At 52.4% G+C, this 20,784-nt stretch carries 18 protein-coding genes; 8 read left to right on the top strand and 10 right to left on the bottom strand.

What is annotated here, in order from left to right:
- Positions 1-95 precede the first annotated feature (95 nt).
- The 3 genes from prs to lolB all read right to left on the bottom strand — a co-directional run bounded on the left by prs (position 96) and on the right by lolB (position 2,669).
- A complete protein-coding gene (gene prs / locus LF929_RS10660) occupies positions 96-1,043 on the bottom strand; it encodes a ribose-phosphate diphosphokinase (RefSeq protein ID WP_012884690.1) in 948 nt (315 codons plus the stop codon).
- A 129-nt stretch (positions 1,044-1,172) separates the two neighbouring features.
- Entirely contained in the window at positions 1,173-2,045 is an 873-nt protein-coding gene (gene ispE, locus LF929_RS10655) for a 4-(cytidine 5'-diphospho)-2-C-methyl-D-erythritol kinase (protein ID WP_210175451.1), read from the bottom strand.
- A gap of 3 nt (positions 2,046-2,048) precedes the next feature.
- Positions 2,049-2,669 (bottom strand): lipoprotein insertase outer membrane protein LolB, encoded by a 621-nt coding sequence (gene lolB / locus LF929_RS10650; RefSeq protein WP_038904313.1) that lies wholly within the window; start codon positions 2,667-2,669, stop codon positions 2,049-2,051.
- A gap of 210 nt (positions 2,670-2,879) precedes the next feature.
- Here lolB and hemA point away from each other — a divergent pair, with 210 nt between their 5' ends.
- The 6 genes from hemA to tnpA all read left to right on the top strand — a co-directional run bounded on the left by hemA (position 2,880) and on the right by tnpA (position 8,729).
- Positions 2,880-4,136, top strand: a complete 1,257-nt coding sequence (gene hemA / locus LF929_RS10645) for a glutamyl-tRNA reductase (RefSeq protein WP_038904315.1) — start codon at positions 2,880-2,882, stop codon at positions 4,134-4,136.
- A 46-nt stretch (positions 4,137-4,182) separates the two neighbouring features.
- Entirely contained in the window at positions 4,183-5,268 is a 1,086-nt protein-coding gene (prfA, locus tag LF929_RS10640) for a peptide chain release factor 1 (protein WP_038904316.1), read from the top strand.
- The gene (prmC, locus tag LF929_RS10635) at positions 5,265-6,116 is read left to right on the top strand and encodes a peptide chain release factor N(5)-glutamine methyltransferase (RefSeq protein WP_210175452.1); all 852 of its coding nucleotides are present in this window, start codon (positions 5,265-5,267) and stop codon (positions 6,114-6,116) included. The genes prfA and prmC overlap by 4 nt, the downstream gene beginning before the upstream one ends.
- Before the next feature lie 223 nt (positions 6,117-6,339).
- Positions 6,340-7,149 carry an invasion regulator SirB1 gene (gene sirB1 / locus LF929_RS10630; RefSeq protein WP_038904319.1) on the top strand — a complete coding sequence of 270 codons (810 nt, stop codon included), beginning with the start codon at positions 6,340-6,342 and terminating at the stop codon, positions 7,147-7,149.
- Positions 7,150-7,205: 56 nt separating this feature from the next.
- Positions 7,206-8,060: a 3-deoxy-8-phosphooctulonate synthase gene (gene kdsA, locus LF929_RS10625; RefSeq protein WP_038904320.1), complete on the top strand. Its 855-nt coding sequence runs from the start codon at positions 7,206-7,208 to the stop codon at positions 8,058-8,060.
- Positions 8,061-8,270: 210 nt separating this feature from the next.
- Positions 8,271-8,729: an IS200/IS605-like element IS1541D family transposase gene (gene tnpA / locus LF929_RS10620; RefSeq protein ID WP_033570971.1), complete on the top strand. Its 459-nt coding sequence runs from the start codon at positions 8,271-8,273 to the stop codon at positions 8,727-8,729.
- Positions 8,730-8,854: 125 nt separating this feature from the next.
- Here tnpA and LF929_RS10615 read toward each other — a convergent pair whose 3' ends face one another.
- The 3 genes from LF929_RS10615 to ydgH all read right to left on the bottom strand — a co-directional run bounded on the left by LF929_RS10615 (position 8,855) and on the right by ydgH (position 12,417).
- Positions 8,855-9,895 carry an IS481 family transposase gene (locus LF929_RS10615; protein WP_210175837.1) on the bottom strand — a complete coding sequence of 347 codons (1,041 nt, stop codon included), beginning with the start codon at positions 9,893-9,895 and terminating at the stop codon, positions 8,855-8,857.
- 147 nt (positions 9,896-10,042) lie between these two features.
- Positions 10,043-11,347 carry an IS4 family transposase gene (locus LF929_RS10610; protein ID WP_368678935.1) on the bottom strand — a complete coding sequence of 435 codons (1,305 nt, stop codon included), beginning with the start codon at positions 11,345-11,347 and terminating at the stop codon, positions 10,043-10,045.
- 119 nt (positions 11,348-11,466) lie between these two features.
- Positions 11,467-12,417 (bottom strand): DUF1471 family protein YdgH, encoded by a 951-nt coding sequence (gene ydgH, locus LF929_RS10605; RefSeq protein ID WP_023639649.1) that lies wholly within the window; start codon positions 12,415-12,417, stop codon positions 11,467-11,469.
- Between the two features lie 511 nt (positions 12,418-12,928).
- Here ydgH and pntA point away from each other — a divergent pair.
- Together pntA and pntB are read left to right on the top strand one after the other, a co-directional pair.
- Positions 12,929-14,458, top strand: coding sequence for a Re/Si-specific NAD(P)(+) transhydrogenase subunit alpha (pntA, locus tag LF929_RS10600; RefSeq protein ID WP_210174932.1), 1,530 nt, complete (start codon positions 12,929-12,931; stop codon positions 14,456-14,458).
- A gap of 10 nt (positions 14,459-14,468) precedes the next feature.
- Positions 14,469-15,857: a Re/Si-specific NAD(P)(+) transhydrogenase subunit beta gene (gene pntB / locus LF929_RS10595; protein WP_016941397.1), complete on the top strand. Its 1,389-nt coding sequence runs from the start codon at positions 14,469-14,471 to the stop codon at positions 15,855-15,857.
- Between the two features lie 95 nt (positions 15,858-15,952).
- Here the strand turns inward: pntB and uspE are convergent, their stop codons facing one another.
- From uspE to LF929_RS10575, 4 genes are all read right to left on the bottom strand, one after another.
- The gene (gene uspE / locus LF929_RS10590; protein ID WP_038907954.1) at positions 15,953-16,924 is read right to left on the bottom strand and encodes a universal stress protein UspE; all 972 of its coding nucleotides are present in this window, start codon (positions 16,922-16,924) and stop codon (positions 15,953-15,955) included.
- 134 nt (positions 16,925-17,058) lie between these two features.
- A complete protein-coding gene (gene fnr / locus LF929_RS10585) occupies positions 17,059-17,811 on the bottom strand; it encodes a fumarate/nitrate reduction transcriptional regulator Fnr (RefSeq protein ID WP_016941395.1) in 753 nt (250 codons plus the stop codon).
- 162 nt (positions 17,812-17,973) lie between these two features.
- Positions 17,974-18,513: a methylated-DNA--[protein]-cysteine S-methyltransferase gene (gene ogt / locus LF929_RS10580; RefSeq protein ID WP_038907955.1), complete on the bottom strand. Its 540-nt coding sequence runs from the start codon at positions 18,511-18,513 to the stop codon at positions 17,974-17,976.
- A 172-nt stretch (positions 18,514-18,685) separates the two neighbouring features.
- Entirely contained in the window at positions 18,686-20,629 is a 1,944-nt protein-coding gene (locus LF929_RS10575) for a methyl-accepting chemotaxis protein (RefSeq protein WP_210174931.1), read from the bottom strand.
- Between the last annotated feature and the right edge of the window lie 155 nt (positions 20,630-20,784).

Below are 20,784 nucleotides of genomic sequence, written 5' to 3'. Positions count from 1 at the left end.
GTATAAATAATACGCATCGTCATAATGTGATGCCAATAAAAATGCCACCGGATAATAACATCCCGGTGGCGTCGCCTTGCTAACCGAAATATCGATTAATGCTCGAACATCGCAGAAATGGATTCTTCGTTGCTGATACGGCGGATAGCTTCTGCCAGCATGCCAGATAATGTCAGCGTGCGTACATTCGGCAGTGACTTAATATTTTCCGACAGCGGGATGGTATCGCAGACAATCACTTCATCAATGACAGAGTTCTTGATGTTCTCGTAAGCGTTGCCGGAGAAGATCGGGTGGGTTGCATAAGCGAAGACACGTTTGGCACCGCGCTCTTTCAGCGCTTCTGCCGCTTTGCACAACGTGCCGCCGGTATCGATCATGTCATCAACCAGTACGCAGTCACGACCCGCTACGTCACCGATGATATGCATCACCTGAGAAACGTTGGCACGAGGACGACGTTTATCGATGATCGCCATGTCGGTATCGTTCAACAGCTTCGCGATAGCACGGGCGCGAACCACACCGCCGATATCCGGAGAAACCACGATCGGGTTATCCAGACTCTGTTGCAGCATGTCTTCGAGCAGGATTGGGCTACCGAACACGTTGTCTACCGGCACATCAAAGAAGCCCTGGATCTGCTCGGCATGGAGGTCCACCGTCAGGACACGATCAACACCGACGCTGGAGAGAAAATCAGCCACGACTTTAGCCGTAATCGGCACGCGGGCGGAACGCACACGGCGATCCTGACGGGCATAACCGAAATAGGGGATGACAGCGGTAATACGTCCTGCGGAAGCGCGGCGCAGGGCATCAACCATAACGACCAGCTCCATCAGGTTATCGTTGGTGGGAGCACAGGTCGACTGGATGATGAAAATATCACCACCGCGTACATTTTCGTTGATTTGTACGCTGACTTCGCCGTCGCTAAAACGACCAACAGCAGCGTCGCCCAGACTAGTGTACAAACGGTTGGCAATACGTTGTGCTAGTTCCGGCGTAGCGTTACCAGCAAAAAGCTTCATATCAGGCACGAGAAGAACCTCAAGCTTGCGTCCAGAGAAATATTCCGCCTGCGGAAGGCCGTGTGTCGTACCGCAAGCAGGATATACATACGGGTGTATGGAAAAGATCGTTAGAGCACCACGGTCGGCGGTGGTGTTTTAGCAACCCTTGAATTGCCCGGAAAGCTGTTGTTGCAGTGGAGAAACGTTCATTCCACGGGCAACAAAACCCTGTAAACCTTCCGGGGCCCGGTCTAACACCTGACGAGCGGCGGACTCGGTGTCGAATTCGGCAAACACGCAAGCGCCGGTGCCAGTCAGGCGCGACGGTGCGTATTCTAACAGCCATAAAAGTCGCTCTTCAACCTCACGAAAACGTTTTCTTACGACGGCTTCACAATCGTTGCTGAAAGTTTGTGTCAGTAACTGTGTCAATGGGCGTACTGGCGTGTCGCGTGTCAGGTCTGGATCGCCGAAGATGAGCGGGGTAGGAATACTCACACCGGGATGTACCACCAGATACCACTTTTCCGCAGGTGAGGCGGGGGTTAACTGCTCTCCCACCCCTTCGGCGAATGCGGCGTGCCCGTGTACAAATACCGGTACGTCCGCCCCCAGTTTCAGGCCCAGCGCGGCCAGTGTGTCCACGGGGACCTGACTGTGCCACAACTGATTGAGTGCCACCAGCACGGTGGCGGCATTCGAGGAGCCACCACCCAGACCGCCCCCCATCGGCAGACGTTTATCGATACCAATATCAGCACCGGCAAACGGTAATCCAGCCTGTTGGCACCACGCCTGCAACAAACGGGCGGCACGAACCACCAGGTTTTGTTCATCGGGAACGCCGGGCAACGGCGTCAGCAGCACGATGTGTTTATCCTGGCGTGGCGTAATGGTCAGCGTATCGCCATAGCCCAGAAACTGAAACAGCGTTTGCAGATTATGATACCCGTCCGGTCGGCGGCCGGTGATATACAAAAACAGATTCAGCTTGGCCGGGGAAGGCCAGCGGTTGCTTGCAGTCGCCATGATTTATTGCGTTGTCCAGTTGTCCATTTTCAGTTTGATACGCTGCTCGCCCTGAGTCAGTTCCAGATTCTGCGGCAATGGCAACGGGCCATCGGTATAAGACAGGTAGGAGACATTCCAGTGCTGATCGCCTTGCTGATAGTTGACGCTGTGCAGCAGAGCATGTTCATCCAGTGTGAAATCCTGTGCGTCACCCGGCAGGCCAAGCATCCACTGGCGTAAATTGTCGAGCGGAATCGCCATGCCGGTTAACTGTTGAACCATGTACTGCGCGTCTTTACCCATATAGCGTTTGCCCTGGTTGTCGGTTATCTGCACCAGGTCCGGGCTTGCCTGAAGCTCCAGTTCCGTGCCGCCAAGCGGGTTGGTGAGTAACAGACGGTAGCGCTGTGGGGAGGGCTGCTGCCAGAAAAAACGGGCGTACAGTTTTTTCCTATCAGAAATATAGGCAAACGAGCCGCGCGTTTGATAGTGGGTCAAATTTTGTACTTTCTGCTCGTGTTCGCGCCACTCGGGAGAGGTGGTTTTTTTACCCGGCAAGGAGGGCTGAGTCAGGGTACAGGCAGTCAGTAACACACTCGCCAAAGGCAGTAACCGTAAGGCTTGGGTGGGTTTATTGGGCATGTCGAAGAGGTCCTGTTACAAGCATCATAGGTTCACAACAAGGCGTCACGCTAGCGGGGTTGGCTGGCAGCGTCAATCCTTGTGATGTTACCTGGTAAGACGTTGATGACGTGAGTCTAGTCAATCGGGGTTACTTTTCTTGCCCGCAGGCTTCAAGTAGAATGCCCCTTAGATGAAACCCATACTAACACCGGGATTACTCTGTAGACCATGACCCTGCTTGCGCTTGGTATCAATCATAAAACAGCACCCGTCTCTCTTCGCGAGCGCGTTGCGTTCTCGCCGGACAGACAGGGGCAGGCGCTGCACAGTCTGTTACAACAACCGTTGGTTCAAGGCGGTGTGTTGTTGTCTACCTGTAACCGCACTGAGCTGTATCTCAGTGTGGAAGAGCAGGATAACCGGCACGAACAGTTGATCGCCTGGCTGTGTGATTATCACCAGCTCAACCCTGATGATATCCGCAAAAATCTTTACTGGCATGAAGGCAACGCTGCCGTCAGCCATCTGATGCGTGTCGCCAGCGGGCTGGATTCTCTGGTGTTGGGTGAACCCCAGATTTTGGGGCAGGTCAAAAAAGCGTTTGCGGATTCTCAGCGCGAGCGTTCGCTGTCAGGCGATCTGGAGCGCATGTTCCAGAAATCATTCACCGTCGCCAAACGGGTTCGTACTGAAACGGATATTGGTGCCAGTGCGGTATCAGTCGCGTTTGCCGCCTGTACACTGGCGCGGCAGATTTTTGAATCGCTGGCGGATGTCAATGTGCTGTTGGTCGGCGCCGGCGAAACTATCGAGCTGGTATCCCGCCATCTACGTGAACATCGTGTGAAGCGGATGGTGATTGCCAACCGTACGCGTGAGCGCGCTCAGGCGCTGGCCGAAGAGGTGGGTGCCGAAGTCATTACGCTGGCGGAGCTGGACGCGCATTTACCGCAGGCGGATATCGTCATCAGCTCTACCGCCAGTACATTACCCATCATCGGTAAAGGGATGATGGAGCGCACGATGAAAACGCGCCGCAACCAACCGATGCTGATGGTGGATATCGCGGTGCCGCGTGACATCGAGCCGGAAGTTGGGCGATTGCCGAATATTTACCTGTATAGCGTGGATGACCTGCAAGCGATCATTCAGCACAATCTGGCGCAGCGCAAAGCGGCGGCGATTCAGGCTGAATCCATCGTACAGCAGGAGTGTTCAGAGTTTATGGCGTGGCTGCGCGCGCAGTCAGCGGTAGATACCATCCGGGATTATCGCTCGCAGGCGGATAGCCTGCGTGAAGAGATGACAACCAAAGCGCTGGCGGCAATACAGAATGGCGGTGATGTTGAGGCCATCGTACAGGAACTGACGCACCGCCTGACCAACCGCCTGATCCATGCGCCCACCCGTTCGTTACAGCAGGCCGCCCGCGATGGCGATGTTGAGCGTTTGCAGATTTTGCGTGACAGCCTCGGCTTGAACTAGCATTCTTCTCCCCCCATATGATTCAACACAGGATTGAACTGCCCGCATGAAGTCTTCTATTGTTGCCAAACTGGAAGCGTTACAAGAGCGCCATGAAGAAGTACAGGCGCTGCTGGGGGAACCCAGTGTGATTGCCGATATGGACCGTTTCCGGGCGTTGTCCCGCGAATACGCGCAACTTACCGACATTACCCGTTGCTTTGAGCGCTGGCAGCAGACGCAGGATGATATCGAAACGGCCGAATTGATGCTGGACGATCCTGAAATGCGTGATTTGGCCCAGGACGAACTGCAGGCGGCTAAAGTAGCCAGTGAAGATCTGGAACAACAACTGCAAGTGCTGCTGTTGCCAAAAGACCCTGATGATGAACGTGGCTGCTTTCTGGAAATCCGCGCCGGTACCGGTGGTGATGAAGCGGCGTTATTCGCCGGTGACCTGTTTCGCATGTACAGCCGTTATGCCGAGTCCCGCCGCTGGAAGGTCGAAATCATGAGCGCGAGCGACGGCGAGCACGGTGGCTACAAAGAAATGATTGCCAAGGTCATCGGTGATGGCGCCTATGGGCAATTGAAATTCGAATCCGGTGGTCACCGTGTTCAGCGTGTGCCAGCCACCGAATCGCAGGGGCGTATTCATACGTCCGCCTGTACGGTGGCCGTGATGCCGGAAGTGCCGGAAGCCGAGTTACCTGACATCAATCCTTCTGATTTGAGAATCGATACCTTCCGCTCCTCCGGTGCGGGCGGGCAGCACGTCAACACCACGGATTCCGCTATCCGTATTACCCACCTGCCGACTGGCATTGTGGTGGAGTGTCAGGACGAGCGTTCGCAGCACAAGAATAAAGCCAAGGCGTTGTCGGTGTTAGCTGCCCGTATTCGCGCTGCGGAAATGCATAAGCGTCAACAGGAAGAGGCCTCTACCCGACGCAACTTGTTAGGAAGTGGTGACCGCTCTGACCGTATCCGAACGTACAATTTCCCCCAAGGGCGAGTGACGGATCATCGTATTAACCTGACGCTCTATCGGTTAGATGAAGCGATGGAAGGCAAGCTGGATATGTTGATTCAGCCTATCGTTCAGGAATATCAGGCTGACCAACTGGCAGCGCTGGCTGAGCAGGATCAATGAATTATCAGCACTGGTTGCAACAGGCGACAGTCCGGCTTCAGGCAAGTGACAGCCCCAAGCGCGATGCCGAAATCCTGCTGGAGCATGTGACCGGTAAACGCCGTACGTTTCTGCTGGCGTTTGGCGAAACAGAACTGACTGACGACGAAGCGCTAACGCTGGAGTCCCTGCTGGCACGGCGTGTAACCGGCGAGCCGATTGCTTATTTGGTCGGGTACAGGGAATTTTGGTCATTGCCGTTGGCGGTATCGCCAGCGACGCTGATCCCGCGGCCGGATACTGAATGCCTGGTCGAGCAGGCATTGGCGCATTTGCCTGACAGTGCGTCATCGGTGCTGGACCTGGGGACCGGTACCGGGGCGATAGCATTGGCCATTGCCCATGAACGGCCTGACTGTCAGGTTGTGGGTATTGATCGCCAACCGGATGCGGTCGCGTTGGCAAGCCAGAATGCCAGCCGACTGGGGATCCATAACGCCCGATTTTTGCCGGGCGATTGGTTTTCGCCGTTGGGCGAAGAGCGATTTGCCGTCATCGTCAGCAACCCACCGTATATTGATGAACATGACCCGCACTTGTCATGTGGCGATGTGCGTTTTGAGCCAGCCAGTGCATTGGTGGCAGGCGCACGGGGCTTGGCTGATTTGCAGCACATTATCCGACAGGCAGGTGATTTCCTGCTGGATGGTGGCTGGTTACTGCTCGAGCATGGCTGGCAGCAGGGCGAGTCGGTTCGGAAACTGTTGTCGCAACAGGGATTCGTTCAGGTGAAAACACACCGTGATTATGGTGATAATGAGCGGGTGACGTTGGGGCAATGGTCCGTCGGTTCGCCTGACCAGCGCTAAGCCTGTTGGGGCCTCTGGTGTCACAACTTGAACAGGATCACATTGGTAATGATTAGCGGTCGTTATCGCTTGAGGTTCCAGACAGATCTGCTGACGAACACGCGATTTGGCATTATTATCGGATTCGCTGGCGCGACCGGACTCGCGGGGCGTGCGGGCAGCGGTTATGAAGTTCGCTTTTCAGGCGTGTAGCTGACGTTATCTTTGCTTTGATGGAATAACTATGAGTTCTATTGCTGATTTTGAATTTAACCAGTCATCCTTAAGCGAAGGTGTGATCCTGGTCTCCCAGTCGATACGCCGCGATTTTTCCGCGCAGGAAGTGAAGCAAAATCTGCAACAGCTTGTTGATGAAGCGCGAGCGACCATCTCCGCCGACTTGGATCAGGATCAACAACTGGAGCAGTTGATTGAGCTCTTTTTCCATACCTGGGGTTTTGGCGGTGCCAGCGGTGTGTACCATTTGTCTGACGTGCTATGGCTGGACAAAGTGCTGGCCACCCGACAAGGGATGCCGGTGTCGCTCGGGATTATCTTCCTGCATATCGCTCATCAGTTGGACTTGCCTCTGATGCCTGTGATTTTCCCCACTCAACTTATTTTACGTGCGGATTGGCTCGATGATGAAATGTGGCTGATTAATCCGCTAAATGGCGACACGCTGAGCGAGCATGTGCTTGAGGTCTGGCTGAAAGGCAATATCGGCCTCTCTGCCAGACTGCTGGATAGCGATCTGGATGAAGCGGAAAACGTGATGATTGTCCGCAAGCTGTTAGATACGCTCAAAGTCGCACTAATGGAAGAAAAGCAGATGGAGCTGGCGCTGCGTGCCAGTGAGGCTGTGTTGCAGTTTGACCCTGAGGACCCGTATGAAATTCGTGACCGTGGTTTGATTTATGCACAGTTAGACTGCGATCATATCGCGTTGTCAGATCTGAGTTACTTTGTAGAGCAGTGCCCGGAAGACCCGGTCAGCGACATGATCAAAAAACAGATTCACTCCATTGAACATAAGCAGATTGTGCTGCATTAGTTCGGGACGTAACCGGAAATCCGAATATCTGATTTATCCGACAATAAGGTAAGTTTATGAACAATAAAGTGGTTAACATCGGGTCCATCCCGGTCGGCAACCATCTGCCGTTTGTGCTGTTTGGCGGCATGAATGTACTTGAATCCCGTGAACTGGCGATGCGAATTTGTGAGCACTATGTCACGGTGACGCAGAAACTGGGCATCCCCTATGTTTTCAAGGCTTCCTTTGATAAAGCAAACCGTTCCTCTATCCACTCCTACCGTGGTCCGGGTCTGGAAGAGGGGATGAAGATTTTCCAGGAGCTGAAGGACACCTTCGGCGTGAAAATCATTACCGATGTGCACGAACCACAGCAGGCTCAACCGGTCTCTGAGGTTGTCGACGTTATTCAGTTACCGGCCTTTCTGGCCCGCCAGACCGATCTGGTCGAGGCGATGGCTAAAACGGGCGCGGTTATCAATATCAAAAAACCACAGTTCATTAGCCCCGGTCAGGTCGGGAATATCGTGGATAAATTCCGCGAAGGTGGCAATGAGCAGGTGATCCTGTGCGATCGTGGCACCAACTTCGGTTATGACAATCTGGTTGTGGATATGCTGGGCTTCAATGTCATGAAACAGGTTTCGCATGGCGCACCGGTGATTTTTGATGTCACGCATGCACTGCAATGCCGCGATCCGTTTGGTGCGGCGTCAGGTGGACGCCGTGCTCAGGTCGCTGAACTGGCACGAGCCGGTATGGCCGTTGGCATCGCCGGGTTGTTTATTGAAGCACACCCAGAACCCAACAGTGCCCGATGTGACGGTCCTTCGGCATTGCCGCTGGATAAGCTGGAGCCGTTCCTGCAACAGATGAAAGCCATTGATGAGCTGGTTAAAAATCTCCCGGAATTGGATACCAGTAATTAATCGACTTTCAGACATAAAAAAACCGCCAGATGGCTAATGCCAGTCACTTAAGGTGACTGGCATTGTTGTCTATAGAAAACCCCCAGCTAGGCTGGGGGTTCCGTAAAGCTTCCAGCTTTGGGGCGGATATAAAAACCCCTTTTGATTTGTTAAAACACCTTGCGGTCTGGCAACTGCAATGGTCAAACAAGAAATCAAAAGGGGGTCCCAATGGGGGACGAAAAGAGCTTAGCGCACACTCGCTGGAACTGTAAATATCACATAGTTTTCGCACCCAAATACCGAAGACAGGTCTTCTACGGTGAGAAACGGCGTGTAGTAGGGAGTATCTTAAGAAAGCTGTGTGAATGGAAAAATGTGCAGATTCTGGAAGCAGAGTGCTGTGCTGATCACATACATATGCTTGTGGAGATCCCGCCGAAGATGAGTGTATCGAGCTTCATGGGGTATCTGAAAGGCAAAAGTAGCCTGATGCTCTATGAACAATTTGGTGATCTGAAATTCAAATATAGGAACAGGGAGTTTTGGTGCCGAGGGTATTATGTAGATACGGTGGGTAAAAATACATCGAAGATCCGGGACTACATAAAGCACCAACTGGAGCAGGATAAACTGGGCGAGCAGTTATCAATCCCATATCCAGGTAGCCCGTTTACGGGCCGTAAGTAACGGATTTGGATGCAAATGTCAGATTGCGATGCGCCTGTTAGGGCGCGGCTGGTAACAGAGCCTTATATGTATTAGCTCAGACCTGATCTGACAGTTACCGGTTATTTATACAGGTGTCTGTCAGATTACATCTGGCTTAAATTTTTATCAGCCCAGATGCGTTTTCCATCAAGTAATGTTTCCATTGGCGTCCGCCCACAGCACATTTTTCCCTGATGGGTTCGCTCATTATTATAGTGAGTCAGCCATTCATCAAGGTCCGCTTGTAATGTGTCGAGATCGCCATATAACTTTTTACGGAACGTCACCTGATAAAACTCGTTTAGTATCGTTTTATGGAACCGCTCACAGATACCGTTGGTTTGTGGCGACATCGCTTTGGTTTTCGTGTGGTCGATGTCATTTATCGCCAGATACAGCTGGTAATCATGTTGCTCCACTTTGCCACAGTACTCTGTGCCTCTGTCGGTCAGTATCCTCAGCATCGGCAGGCCATGAGACTCATAAAACGGCAGTACACGATCATTCAGTAAATCAGCTGCTGTAATCGGCGTTTTAGTCACGTAGAGCTTGCAGTGAGCTACTTTCGAATACGTATCGACGAACGTCTGCTGGTAAATCCGCCCGACGCCTTTCAGATTGCCCACATAGAACGTGTCCTGCGAGCCCAGATAGCCCGGATGAGCGGTTTCGATTTCGCCACAGGCTTCGTTATCACTGGCTTTACGTTCCAGCGCGGCAATTTGGGTATCAGTAAGTTCGATACCTTCACGAGACACTTTTTCTTCCAGCGCTTTCAGACGTTTTTTGAAGTTCTCAAGGTCGTGACGCAGCCAGACTGAACGAACGCCGCTTCCGGAGATAAAAACACCTTGTTTACGCAGCTCGTTGCTGGTCCGGTGCTGGCCGTGAGCCGGGAATGCGACAGCATAATCAACAACAGCCTGCTCAGTGGCATCATCGGTACGATTTTTAAGGTTAGGAGCGCGACGACTACGGTTTATCAGTGCATCCACGCCGCCTTCATCAGCCAGTTCGCGATAACGATAAAACGTATCCCGTGAAACGCCCATGATTTTGCAGGCTTTGGATACGTTGCTGAGCTCTTCAGCGAGGTTGAGCAAACCAGCTTTGTGTTTGATAACGGGATTGGTAGTATGAAACATGAGAGTTACCTTGTGTTTTGTATAAGGCTTCGACACCCCTATCAAAACCGGTAACTCTCAACCTTTCAAGGCCATGTGTCAGATCAAGTCGCGACTAATACACCTTATAGGCGCATATGAAAAACCTCCGGCTATGCCGGAGGATATTTATTTTTTAAAAGGGTATTTGGGCTTTTTTTGCCTCACTTCTCTTTCATACTCCCGCTCCCGTCTCGGCGGCAGTTTCAGCATCGCGGCATTGCTGTAGAAGTGTTTCAGGTGTCCCGGTACTGCTCCCGGTGAGGACCATGGCAGCCCGATTAACAGCCGCATTATTTCTGCCACCGAACCGCTGAAGCTCAGCTGATACGGCAGATAATCTCCTTTCAGGCTGAACGCCATTTTCACCATCTGATACCGCACCAGGTTGTATGTCAGCAGTATCCCCCACAGCTCCTGTCTCACCATCTCCGGTAATTTACTTCTCAGCGTCCAGCGGTTGCCGCACAGGAACTGCTTCGCCTCACGATACCCCAGTTCGATTTCCCACCGGTGTTTGTAGAGTTCTGCTATGTCTGCCGCCGGGTAACGCATCGCGTCCGTCATCGATGTGACAACCTGACGTTCCACACCGTTAACCTTCCTGCTGATTAACCGGACAGTGAGCTCATCCGGCAGACCTTCCCACTGTTTTCTTGCCTGTGGCGAGGTCTTCAGCGTTATCAGTTCATCCTGCCTGCCCAGTCTGCGTATCACCTCATACTGCGTGCCCTTTTTCAGCGGCAACAACCAGTGGCGGTTCTCTCCTGCCCTGTGCCAGTCATGCAGCAGGCCTGTTGACCAGAAGCCCCTGTCAAACAACGTCACGCTATTATCCGGTGCCTGCTTTGCCAGTCCTGCCGCCAGCCGCATCTCATTAACGTCATACCGGCCCATCACGCTGGCGCGCAGCAGGTGACTGCTCAGTTCCATCAGACACACCATGCGGACCTGCGGGAAGCCTTTTTCACCGTACTGATTTTCCGCTTTCGCGAAGGCAGCGGCATTTTCCGGTGTGTCGGGCGTTCGCCAGACCACGCCATCAACGGCGTTCAGCGTCAGCCCGTTCCAGAGCGGATGCCGGGATTCCTCATGCCAGTGCTGTTGTGTCAGTTCGAACAGAACTCTAATGGCATCCTCACCCAGCGTTTTGCGGCGGGCAATGACGGAGCTGGGTGCGGTAAAAGGTCTGCCAGTCCGGTCAGCGATGTCCATCAGATTGACGATATGGGACACAGGCTTGTTGTTGAAAATAGCCATACCTATAACCAGCCAGACCATGGATTCGAGGGGAAGCTTACGCTTACGTAGCGTCACGGTATCCGTGAGGGTAAAGGCCTGCTGAATAAGGTCGGGGGAAAGGAGGTCGGCAAGACTCTGAACTTCATCGGGAGCAGTAAGATTGATAATGCCGAGGGCCTGTGAAAGTTCCATTAAAAAGGGTCCATGTGAAGACATGAACCCTTTTTACATCAGCCACCGGATCGGTCAACCGATCCTTAAACGATCGGCATTAGCCAGATGGCGGTTTTTTTATGCATCACGCACGGTGATTATTTGTACAGGTCGGCGCCGATAGTGTAGTGGTCGCCGTTTTCCTGCCACTGTTTGGTGATGTGATAGAACTTAGCACCTTTCTTGTAAGCACGTTTGGCTACGGCTTCAGAAATGTCTGTCGGGCTGCTAAAGCTATCGCGGAAGCTAATGGAGTCAAACGGTGCCATCTGAGCGGCAGTGGCGTTGTTGAGTTCCTGAATCTTGGTGCCATCCGGCATTGTTACCGTGTAACGTGAGCCTACGTTTGAAGACTGGGTCTGGAAGAAGTTACCCACTTTATCACTCAGGCTCGAAGAGGTTGCCACACCGGGGATTTCCACTTTAGCCGCGGCGGCACCACCAGCAGCGACAGCGGCTTTACCGGCTTCGGAGTTGGCCGGGATCAGGTCCGGACTCTGTACCTGACGCTTAGGCGCGTCTTTCTTATAGATAAACGCTGTGATGCTTTGGGTCGTTCCGTCAGAATTGATATCTGCCTGACGAACGATATAGAACGAGTAAGCGCCTTTTTTCTTGGCTGCACTACCGATGGCTTCGCTGACTTCCGGTTGGTTACTGAATGCACCGTTTACCGTGACAGTGTCGTAAGGTTCCAGACGTACCGCCTCATCTTTCGGCAGTTCCTGAACGCCACTGAATTCACGGTGAGAAGTATCTTTGACGGCAGCGGGCGCATCTTTTTTATACAAATCGACGGTTACCTGCCAACGGCCACCGTTAACTTCGGAAGTACCCTGAATGTAAAACGCCGCCGCGCCGCTCTCATCTGCCTTTTGGGAGGCCGCCGTAGCCGCTTCATAAATAGCATCGTAACGACCATAAAAGGTAATACGCTTAAAGGGCTGTAGTGATTGTGCTTTTTCTGGCGTAAGTTCCTGCGCAGCCTGCGTCGAAAACGCTACTATTGATAAGAGTGTGGATGCAACAACGCTAGTTCTCAGCTTCATAAAAAATCCTTTCGCCTGACGCATACGGTGAATACGTTCCAAGCCATCTTTATGTGGTAGCCGCTGATTATGGCATGGAACCTGATGTTATGCCTCTGCATTTTAAGCCAAATCTTACAAAATCATGCGGTGAACAACGGGGAAAGAGAAAAATGGAAATAATCACCATTAATAATCGAATTCATTTTATAAACGATATTTATCGCAATTAGTGCGGTTAACAAAGCGTTAACAGTGCTTTTTTGTGAGGCGTCTTTGAATATTGTTATAGCAATAATGGTAGAAAAACTTGTTTTAGCTGTGATTTTTGACCGTAAATGGGCATTGCTGCCTGTCATAACTCTGCTTTTAGAACGTAATGGTTTTAGCAGTGGATCATTAATTCCATTTTAAGTAGGTTATAAAGGGACTTATCGCTGCCGCCGCGGGTGCTGGTAACAGCGACAAGTCATTTTTCAAGTGATTGACATAGCCTATATAAAACCTTCGTGACAACGAAAAGGGATTCACAATGCGTATTGGTGTACCAAAAGAGAGGTTGGCCAATGAAGCCCGTGTCGCAGCCACGCCAAAAACGGTGGAGCAACTGCTGAAACTGGGCTTTGAGGTCGCTATTGAACGTGGGGCGGGCAAACCGGCCAGTTTCGATGACAGTGCTTACGAGCAAGCTGGCGCGATAATTCTGGATACTGCGGAGATCTGGCAGAGCGATATTCTGCTCAAAGTGAATGCGCCGCTGGATGAAGAAATAGAATTCACCCGAGCTGGCAGTACGATCATTAGTTTCATCTGGCCTGCTCAGAATCCGGCATTGCTGGAAAAACTGGCGGCGCGTCAGGTGACTGTTCTGGCGATGGATGCTGTGCCGCGTATTTCCCGTGCCCAGTCCATGGATGCGCTGAGTTCAATGGCAAACATTGCCGGGTATCGTGCCATTGTTGAAGCGGCGCATGAGTTTGGCCGTTTCTTTACCGGTCAGATAACGGCGGCAGGTAAAGTACCACCGGCGAAGGTGATGATCATCGGTGCCGGTGTGGCAGGGCTTGCCGCGATCGGGGCTGCCGGAAGTCTGGGTGCCATCGTTCGTGCATTCGATACACGCCCGGAAGTTAAAGAGCAGGTGAAAAGTATGGGCGCCGAATTCCTGGAACTGGAATTCGAAGAAGAAGCCGGCAGTGGCGATGGTTACGCCAAAGTGATGTCTGAAGCCTTTATCAAGGCCGAAATGGCGCTGTTCGCGGCACAGGCTCAAGAGGTGGATATTATCGTCACCACTGCGCTGATCCCGGGAAAACCCGCACCGCGACTGATCACCCGTGAAATGGTGCAGAGCATGAAGCCCGGCAGCGTGATTGTCGACCTGGCTGCTCAGACCGGCGGTAACTGTGAGCTGACCGTCGCTGATCAGGTAACGGTGACAGAAAACGGCGTGAAGATCATCGGTTATACCGATTTGCCCAGCCGCCTGCCGACCCAGTCGTCACAGTTGTACGGCACTAACCTGGTGAATCTGCTGAAACTGCTGTGTAAAGAGAAGAACGGCGAAATCGATATTGATTTCGAGGATAACGTGATTCGTGGTGTGACCGTGGTTAAATCTGGTGAAATTACCTGGCCGGCTCCGCCGATTCAGGTTTCAGCACAACCACAACAGGCTAAGCCAGCGGCAGCGGTGGCACCGCAAGACACTAAACCTGCGTCGCCCTGGAAGAAATTTATCTTCATCGCGTTGGCGATAGTATTGTTTGGCTGGCTGGCAAACGTGGCGCCGAAAGAGTTCCTGTCTCACTTCACGGTATTTGCGCTGTCTTGCGTGGTGGGATACTACGTGGTCTGGAACGTCAGTCACGCGCTGCACACGCCATTGATGTCGGTCACCAATGCGATTTCCGGCATTATTGTGGTGGGGGCGTTGTTGCAGATTGGGCATGGGGGATGGGTATCTTTTCTCTCCTTTATCGCCGTGCTGATCGCCAGCATCAATATTTTCGGCGGGTTTACCGTCACTCAGCGCATGCTGAAAATGTTCCGTAAGAATTAAGGGGTAACGGATGTCTGGAGGATTAGTGACAGCAGCATACATCGTTGCTGCAATTCTGTTTATTTTCAGCCTGGCTGGTTTATCCAAACACGAGACGTCGCGTCAGGGGAACATTTTCGGTATTAGCGGGATGGCCATTGCACTGTTGGCGACCATCCTGGGGCCGCATGCCGGGAACGTCGGCTGGATTCTCGTCGCGATGGTGATCGGCGGCACTGTCGGTGTGCGCCTGGCTCGCAAGGTAGAAATGACCGAAATGCCGGAGCTGGTCGCGATTCTGCACAGCTTTGTTGGCCTGGCGGCGGTACTGGTCGGCTTCAACAGCTTTATTGGCGAAGCCGATATTGCTGAACCCATCATGGAAAATATCCATCTGACCGAAGTATTTTTGGGTATTTTCATCGGTGCGGTGACCTTTACTGGTTCGATCGTCGCGTTTGGTAAACTGCGTGGTTTGATTTCATCGAAACCACTGATGCTGCCTAATCGCCATAAGCTGAATCTGTTGGCGTTGGTACTGTCATTCCTGTTGTTGCTGGTGTTTGTCAAAACCGGCAGTGCTGGAATGCAGGCATTCGCGTTGCTGCTGATGACGCTGATTGCGCTGGCGTTCGGCTGGCATCTGGTGGCCTCTATCGGTGGCGCGGATATGCCGGTGGTGGTTTCCATGCTGAACTCCTATTCAGGGTGGGCGGCCGCGGCGGCAGGGTTTATGCTGAGCAATGACCTGCTCATCGTGACCGGTGCGCTGGTGGGTTCTTCCGGTGCGATTCTGTCTTACATCATGTGCAAGGCGATGAACCGCTCGTTCATTAGCGTTATTGCTGGCGGTTTCGGTACGGACGGCTCTTCGGCAGGTAGTGATGAAGCCGTGGGTGAACATCGTGAAACCACCGCAGAAGAGGTTGCGGAACTGCTGAAAAACTCTACCTCGGTGATTATTACGCCGGGATATGGTATGGCGGTGGCGCAAGCCCAATACCCGGTGCATGACATTACCGCTAAACTGCGTGCTCGCGGCATTACGGTTCGCTTTGGTATTCACCCGGTTGCGGGTCGTTTGCCAGGGCACATGAACGTTCTGCTGGCGGAAGCGAAAGTACCTTACGATATCGTGCTGGAAATGGATGAAATCAATGATGATTTCACTGATACCGATACCGTGTTGGTGATTGGCGCTAACGACACCGTTAACCCTGCCGCTCAGGAAGATCCACACAGTCCTATTGCGGGTATGCCGGTACTGGAAGTCTGGAAAGCGCAGAATGTTATCGTGTTTAAGCGCTCGATGAATACCGGCTATGCTGGTGTGCAGAACCCACTGTTCTTTAAAGAGAACACCCAAATGCTGTTCGGCGATGCCAAAGAAAGCGTGGAAGCGATTCTGAAAGCGTTGTAAGTCAGCATCAATTCGATGAAACATCAGTAAAACAACAGGGGCCGATGGCCCCTGTTGTTATTGAGAGTGGTGACTGAGCGTGATAACCGTCGCGGTCAGTTGGTCTTCTCCTGACTACCCGCGTCATTTTCACCCTGCAATGTGACCGGCGAAACAAAGTCGTCCGGTTTAATTGCCAGCAAATCGCATTTTAGGTGATCGATCACGTGTTCTACCGTGTTGCCGATAAATGCAGCGGACAGGCCGGTGCGCCCAAGCGATCCCAACACCACCACTCCAGCTTGCAGATGCTCCGCCAGGTCGGGAATGACCTCTTCCGGCAAACCTTTCTCCACGTGGGTGACGCGTTCATCCAAATTGAACTTCTGTCGCAGAGATTTCATCGCCAGCAGGTGTTGGCCGCGGATAGCCCCGTTATAGACGCCAGGGTCGAAATCCGGCAGTTCAATGGCAATATTGATGGGGGTGACTGGATAAGCACCAACCAGGTGGACTTCGGTTTGGTTGACCTGCCGAGCCAAATCCAGTGCTTCGGATACCAGTTTTATATTAAGCGGATCGTGATAGGGGTCTTCACTCGCCAGATTGACCGCCACCAGTGCGCGACTGTTTTCCGGCCAGGGCTGGTCTTTCACCATCCAGACCGGGCAAGGACATTTACGCAGTAACTGCCAGTCGGTCGGGGTGAAAATCACCGCTTCCAGCCTGTCGTGCTGGTGAGCCATTTTGAGCAATAAATCGTGTTTACCGGCAATCACCTCCTGAATAATGGCTTCATAAGGTTTGTTATGCCAGATGACCTTGATATCAATGGGGATCCCCGCATCAAGGTAGTATTTACACTGTTCCGCAATCCATTCGGTTCGTTGGGCGATAACCCCTTGTCTCATCTCGGTTCTTTCATCCGGAGAGAGCAGGGTAGTCATTTCGTAGGAAAAGTCGTAGATAGGCAAAAACGCCTTAATACGACCACCAAGCCGCTGGACCAGATAAACGGCCCGTCTCAGCGCGGGCTGGTCATCCTGATTGGGGTCAATAGCTACCAGTAAATTCTGATACTTCGCCATAGCTCCTCCTGTTGGCTGTCACTCTGCAGCCTGCCCGTTAAGAGTAACGCAAGGAAATCGCTTTGAACAATAAGATGAGCGCGGCCGGATCAACAATTCAGAGCAATCATTGATCCGGTGCTGTACAAGGGGGGTTAAGCTTTAGTACGTGATGAGCCCGCCAGTTCGGCCAGCAGCTCATTATTTTCTATAGTGATGTACTTACCTTTCACGGCCAGCATACCGCTTTTCTGGAAGCGACCGAGCAGGCGACTGATGGTTTCTACCGTCAGACCCAGATAGTTGCCGATATCACCGCGAGTCATGGTCAGCCGGAATTCGCGAGGTGAAAAACCACGCTGGGCAAAGCGACGGGAAAGGTTGTAGATAAAGGCGGCCAGGCGCTCTTCGGCGTTCTTCTTCGACAACAGCAGGATCATGTCCTGATCGCCACGGATTTCGCCGCTCATCAACCGCATCATTTGCTGACGCAGGTTGGGCATTTTACCGGATAAGTCGTCCAGCGTTTCAAATGGGATTTCGCACACCATGGACGTTTCCAGGGCCTGAGCGAAACTGGGGTGCTGAGCGCCACCGATAGCGTCAAACCCAACCAGATCGCCTGCCAGATGAAAGCCAGTGATTTGTTCATCGCCTTGTTCGGTGATGGTGTAGCTTTTGATGGTACCTGAGCGGATAGCATACAGTGATTTCAGTTCATCACCGGCTTTGAACAACGCTTGCCCTTTCTGGATGGGTTTTTTCCTTTCGATAATGTTGTCGAGCTGGTCGAGTTCATGCTCGTTGAGTGTGAAAGGAATACACAGCTGGCTGATGCTGCAATCCTGACAATGGATTGCGCAGCCGCCAGACTGAATGCGCCGGATTATTCGCTTTTCAGGAATCATAGACTTTACTCAGGCGATAATTGATATTGGTCAATTTTAACAGCTTTTATTGGGTCTGATAAGATCTGCTATCTCTGGAACTGACAAGTAAATAGTGAGCTTATTAATATTTTTGGCACGATATTTGTATCTTTGCCTCACCACTCGCGGATTTTCACTCACTCAGTGGTTGCGGTTGAATAAATCCTGCTGTGGCAAATACCCTTCGTGGGTTAATAACCATTGTTTACGATGAATGCCGCCGGCGTAACCGGTGAGCGCACCTCGCGCACCAATAACACGATGGCAGGGGACGACAATACTGATGGGATTGGAACCATTGGCCAGCCCAACGGCGCGGGCGGCACCTGGTTGCCCGAGTCGGGCAGCCAGTTCGCCGTAAGTGGTTGTACTGCCGCAAGGTATGGTACGAAGTGCTTGCCAGACCTGATGCTGGAAGTCGGTGCCTGCGGCAGCGACGGGCAAGGTCGCAATAATGTTCAGGTCGCCCGCGAAATAGGCGCATAGCGCATCGGTCAATTGACCCGGATTATTACAGGCTTTTAACACGAACGGGTCATGACGGTAACGCTTATTCAGCGATTGATATAAATTCTCTTCATATTCACGCCACTCCACCGCTCTAAGGTGATAATTTTCATCAGCAATCAATAATAATTCCCCAATGGGCGTGGGGAGCGTATCAAATAAAAATGTCTGCATGGATATCGTGTTATGTAACGTCAGCCAATAACAGTGACGTGGTAACCAGATTTAAGCGTGGGCGCATTGTCGCTTTAATAGCAACATCTGTCACATAAAAACTGCATGATGTTGAGAAAGGGCTGGAGGTGATAGCCGGGTACACGGCCTGCACCCCCAGGGAACGGCAGACTCAGGATGAGGCCAGTTTTTGAAGCGTCGTCAACTGGTTAACGGCATCTTGCATGGCGTCCATCCCTTTGGCGAGATCTTTCAGATTACCCAGATTCGCCGTCATGTTAGCCCGGTCCTTATCGGTTTCAGCACTCATGGTGGCGATTTGGTTGGCTGCCGAGATACTTTTATCCGCCATTTGTGCGGTTGTCGTGACGGTTTGCTGAGCAATGGAGCGGATATGCGCGATAGTTTGAACCGCTTCATTAATGCTGTGGGTAGTCGCGTCAACCTGCTCTTTAGAGGAGCTTGCCAGTTTACGAACCTCATCCGCGACCACGGCGAATCCCCGGCCTGCTTCACCCGCGCGGGCGGCTTCTACGGCGGCATTCAGTGCCAGCAAGTTGGTTTTATCCGCAATCGCGTTGATGCCGCTGGTGATATGGCTGATGCTGGTTGAAATACGCTCCAGGTCGTTAAGACCGGTTTCCAGCCGGACCTGTGCTTCTTGTGTTTTTGAGGCGGAGTCGCTAATTGCACGGATGCTGCTTTGGGCCACATCCAGTGTATCGCTCTGGCGTAGCGTTGCCTGTTCCAGTTGGGGCATGGCTATCAACAGCGGTGCCAACGCCTGTTCATAATCAACCACCTGTTTGACTACGGCCGACTGAATGTCATGCAGGGCTTCCCAACGCCGCAGGGCGCGTTGAGCATAATGACCGGCGTAGGCGGCGTATTCGACCGGGAAATGGTTCATGGCTTTCACGTCACGGTCAAAAAATGCCAGTGCGGATAGCGTCTGGTTGATGGGTACCCCCAGAATTTCACCAAAGCTGGAAAACCCGGCGGCGGGGACCTGACCAAAAAATTGAGCCTGCTCCAGACTGGTGTTGCCAACCCGGCGCAGTACACAGTCATTGAGCAGTAACAGCTCCGGTTTGCCATGTTGTGACACAAACTGTTGCCAGTCCCGTTCGGTGGTGGCGATAAAATCGGTTGATTGCATGAGATGCAGTCGGTCACCAAATTCCAGGTCACAGAAAAAGGCAATATGGTCTTCTTTAATGGCGGCGACGGAACGAACGAAGTATTCGTCATTGACCTTAACCGCGAACGTTTTTCCTGTCAGATGCTGGCTGATTTGACCTGGCGGACAGCGTAAACAGGCAGCGATCGCGTCAATAATCGGCTGCTCATGGCCGTGGGCATCGAAAACAGATTTCACCGTACGGGCGACAGGGTCAGCTTCTGCCACCAGCCAGCTCTGTTTTGTTGGTTCAAAGTTCTGGCTCTTGAACGGCGCAAATGATTTGCCGGGTGCCATCTGACAGAACACGATCACCGCCTTTCCTTGTAGCACGGTGTTGTCCGCACCAATGTAGGTGCCGCTGAAATCGAGCCGTCCTCCAGCTGCGCCACCGATAGTCAGGCAGGGGAAACGACGGCAGGCGTACCAGGCCTGCATCAAAAACCCTTCCGATGCCGCCAGACCATCACAATAAATCAGCGCAAAGGTGTTATCCGGAGAGAGCGACATACTGACATTCAGGCGATCCAGTTCTCGTTTAATGGCGTCGATTCTGACGCGAGCACTGGGTTTGTCATGCATGTGCAGATCGACCAGATGTACCTCATGTTTGGCGATCAACGATTGAGGCATCCATAACCAACTGCCCTGCGGGCTATTCATCTCGCAGTAAGCCGAGCGATTACGTTGACTGCATAACGCGCCGGTGGAGGAGAGGGTAATCACCGTGCGATTAGGGGCTGAAAAACGTTGCCAGGCACGGTTGACCTCGGAAAAGTTGGCTTCAGGAGGGACAAACGCCAACAGCAACCCAGGCTTAGAGGGGAGCCCGAGAGCAGACAATGAGTTAGGTAAGGCGTCACAACGATAGGTGCCACGTGCTGGGCGGTTCCTTGTTAAACCCGGGATTGCGATATGGCTCAGGAAAGATGACATAATATTTCCACTCCCTATATTTAAATTAATTTAATGGGAAGCCTGATTTTATCCTACGAGATGCGAATAGAGTGTAGGGTGATCGCGATCACCTGCCATCACTCAAATAGGCAAGAAATCTAATTCCGTGTGCGGGATCACATTGATGATAGTGG

Origin of the sequence: Dickeya oryzae (assembly GCF_020406815.2) — a bacterium.
In the GTDB taxonomy this organism is placed as follows: Bacteria; Pseudomonadota; Gammaproteobacteria; order Enterobacterales; family Enterobacteriaceae; genus Dickeya; species Dickeya oryzae.
Note: the sequence above shows the minus strand (reverse complement) of the source record. Positions and strands in the feature narration are given on the sequence as shown.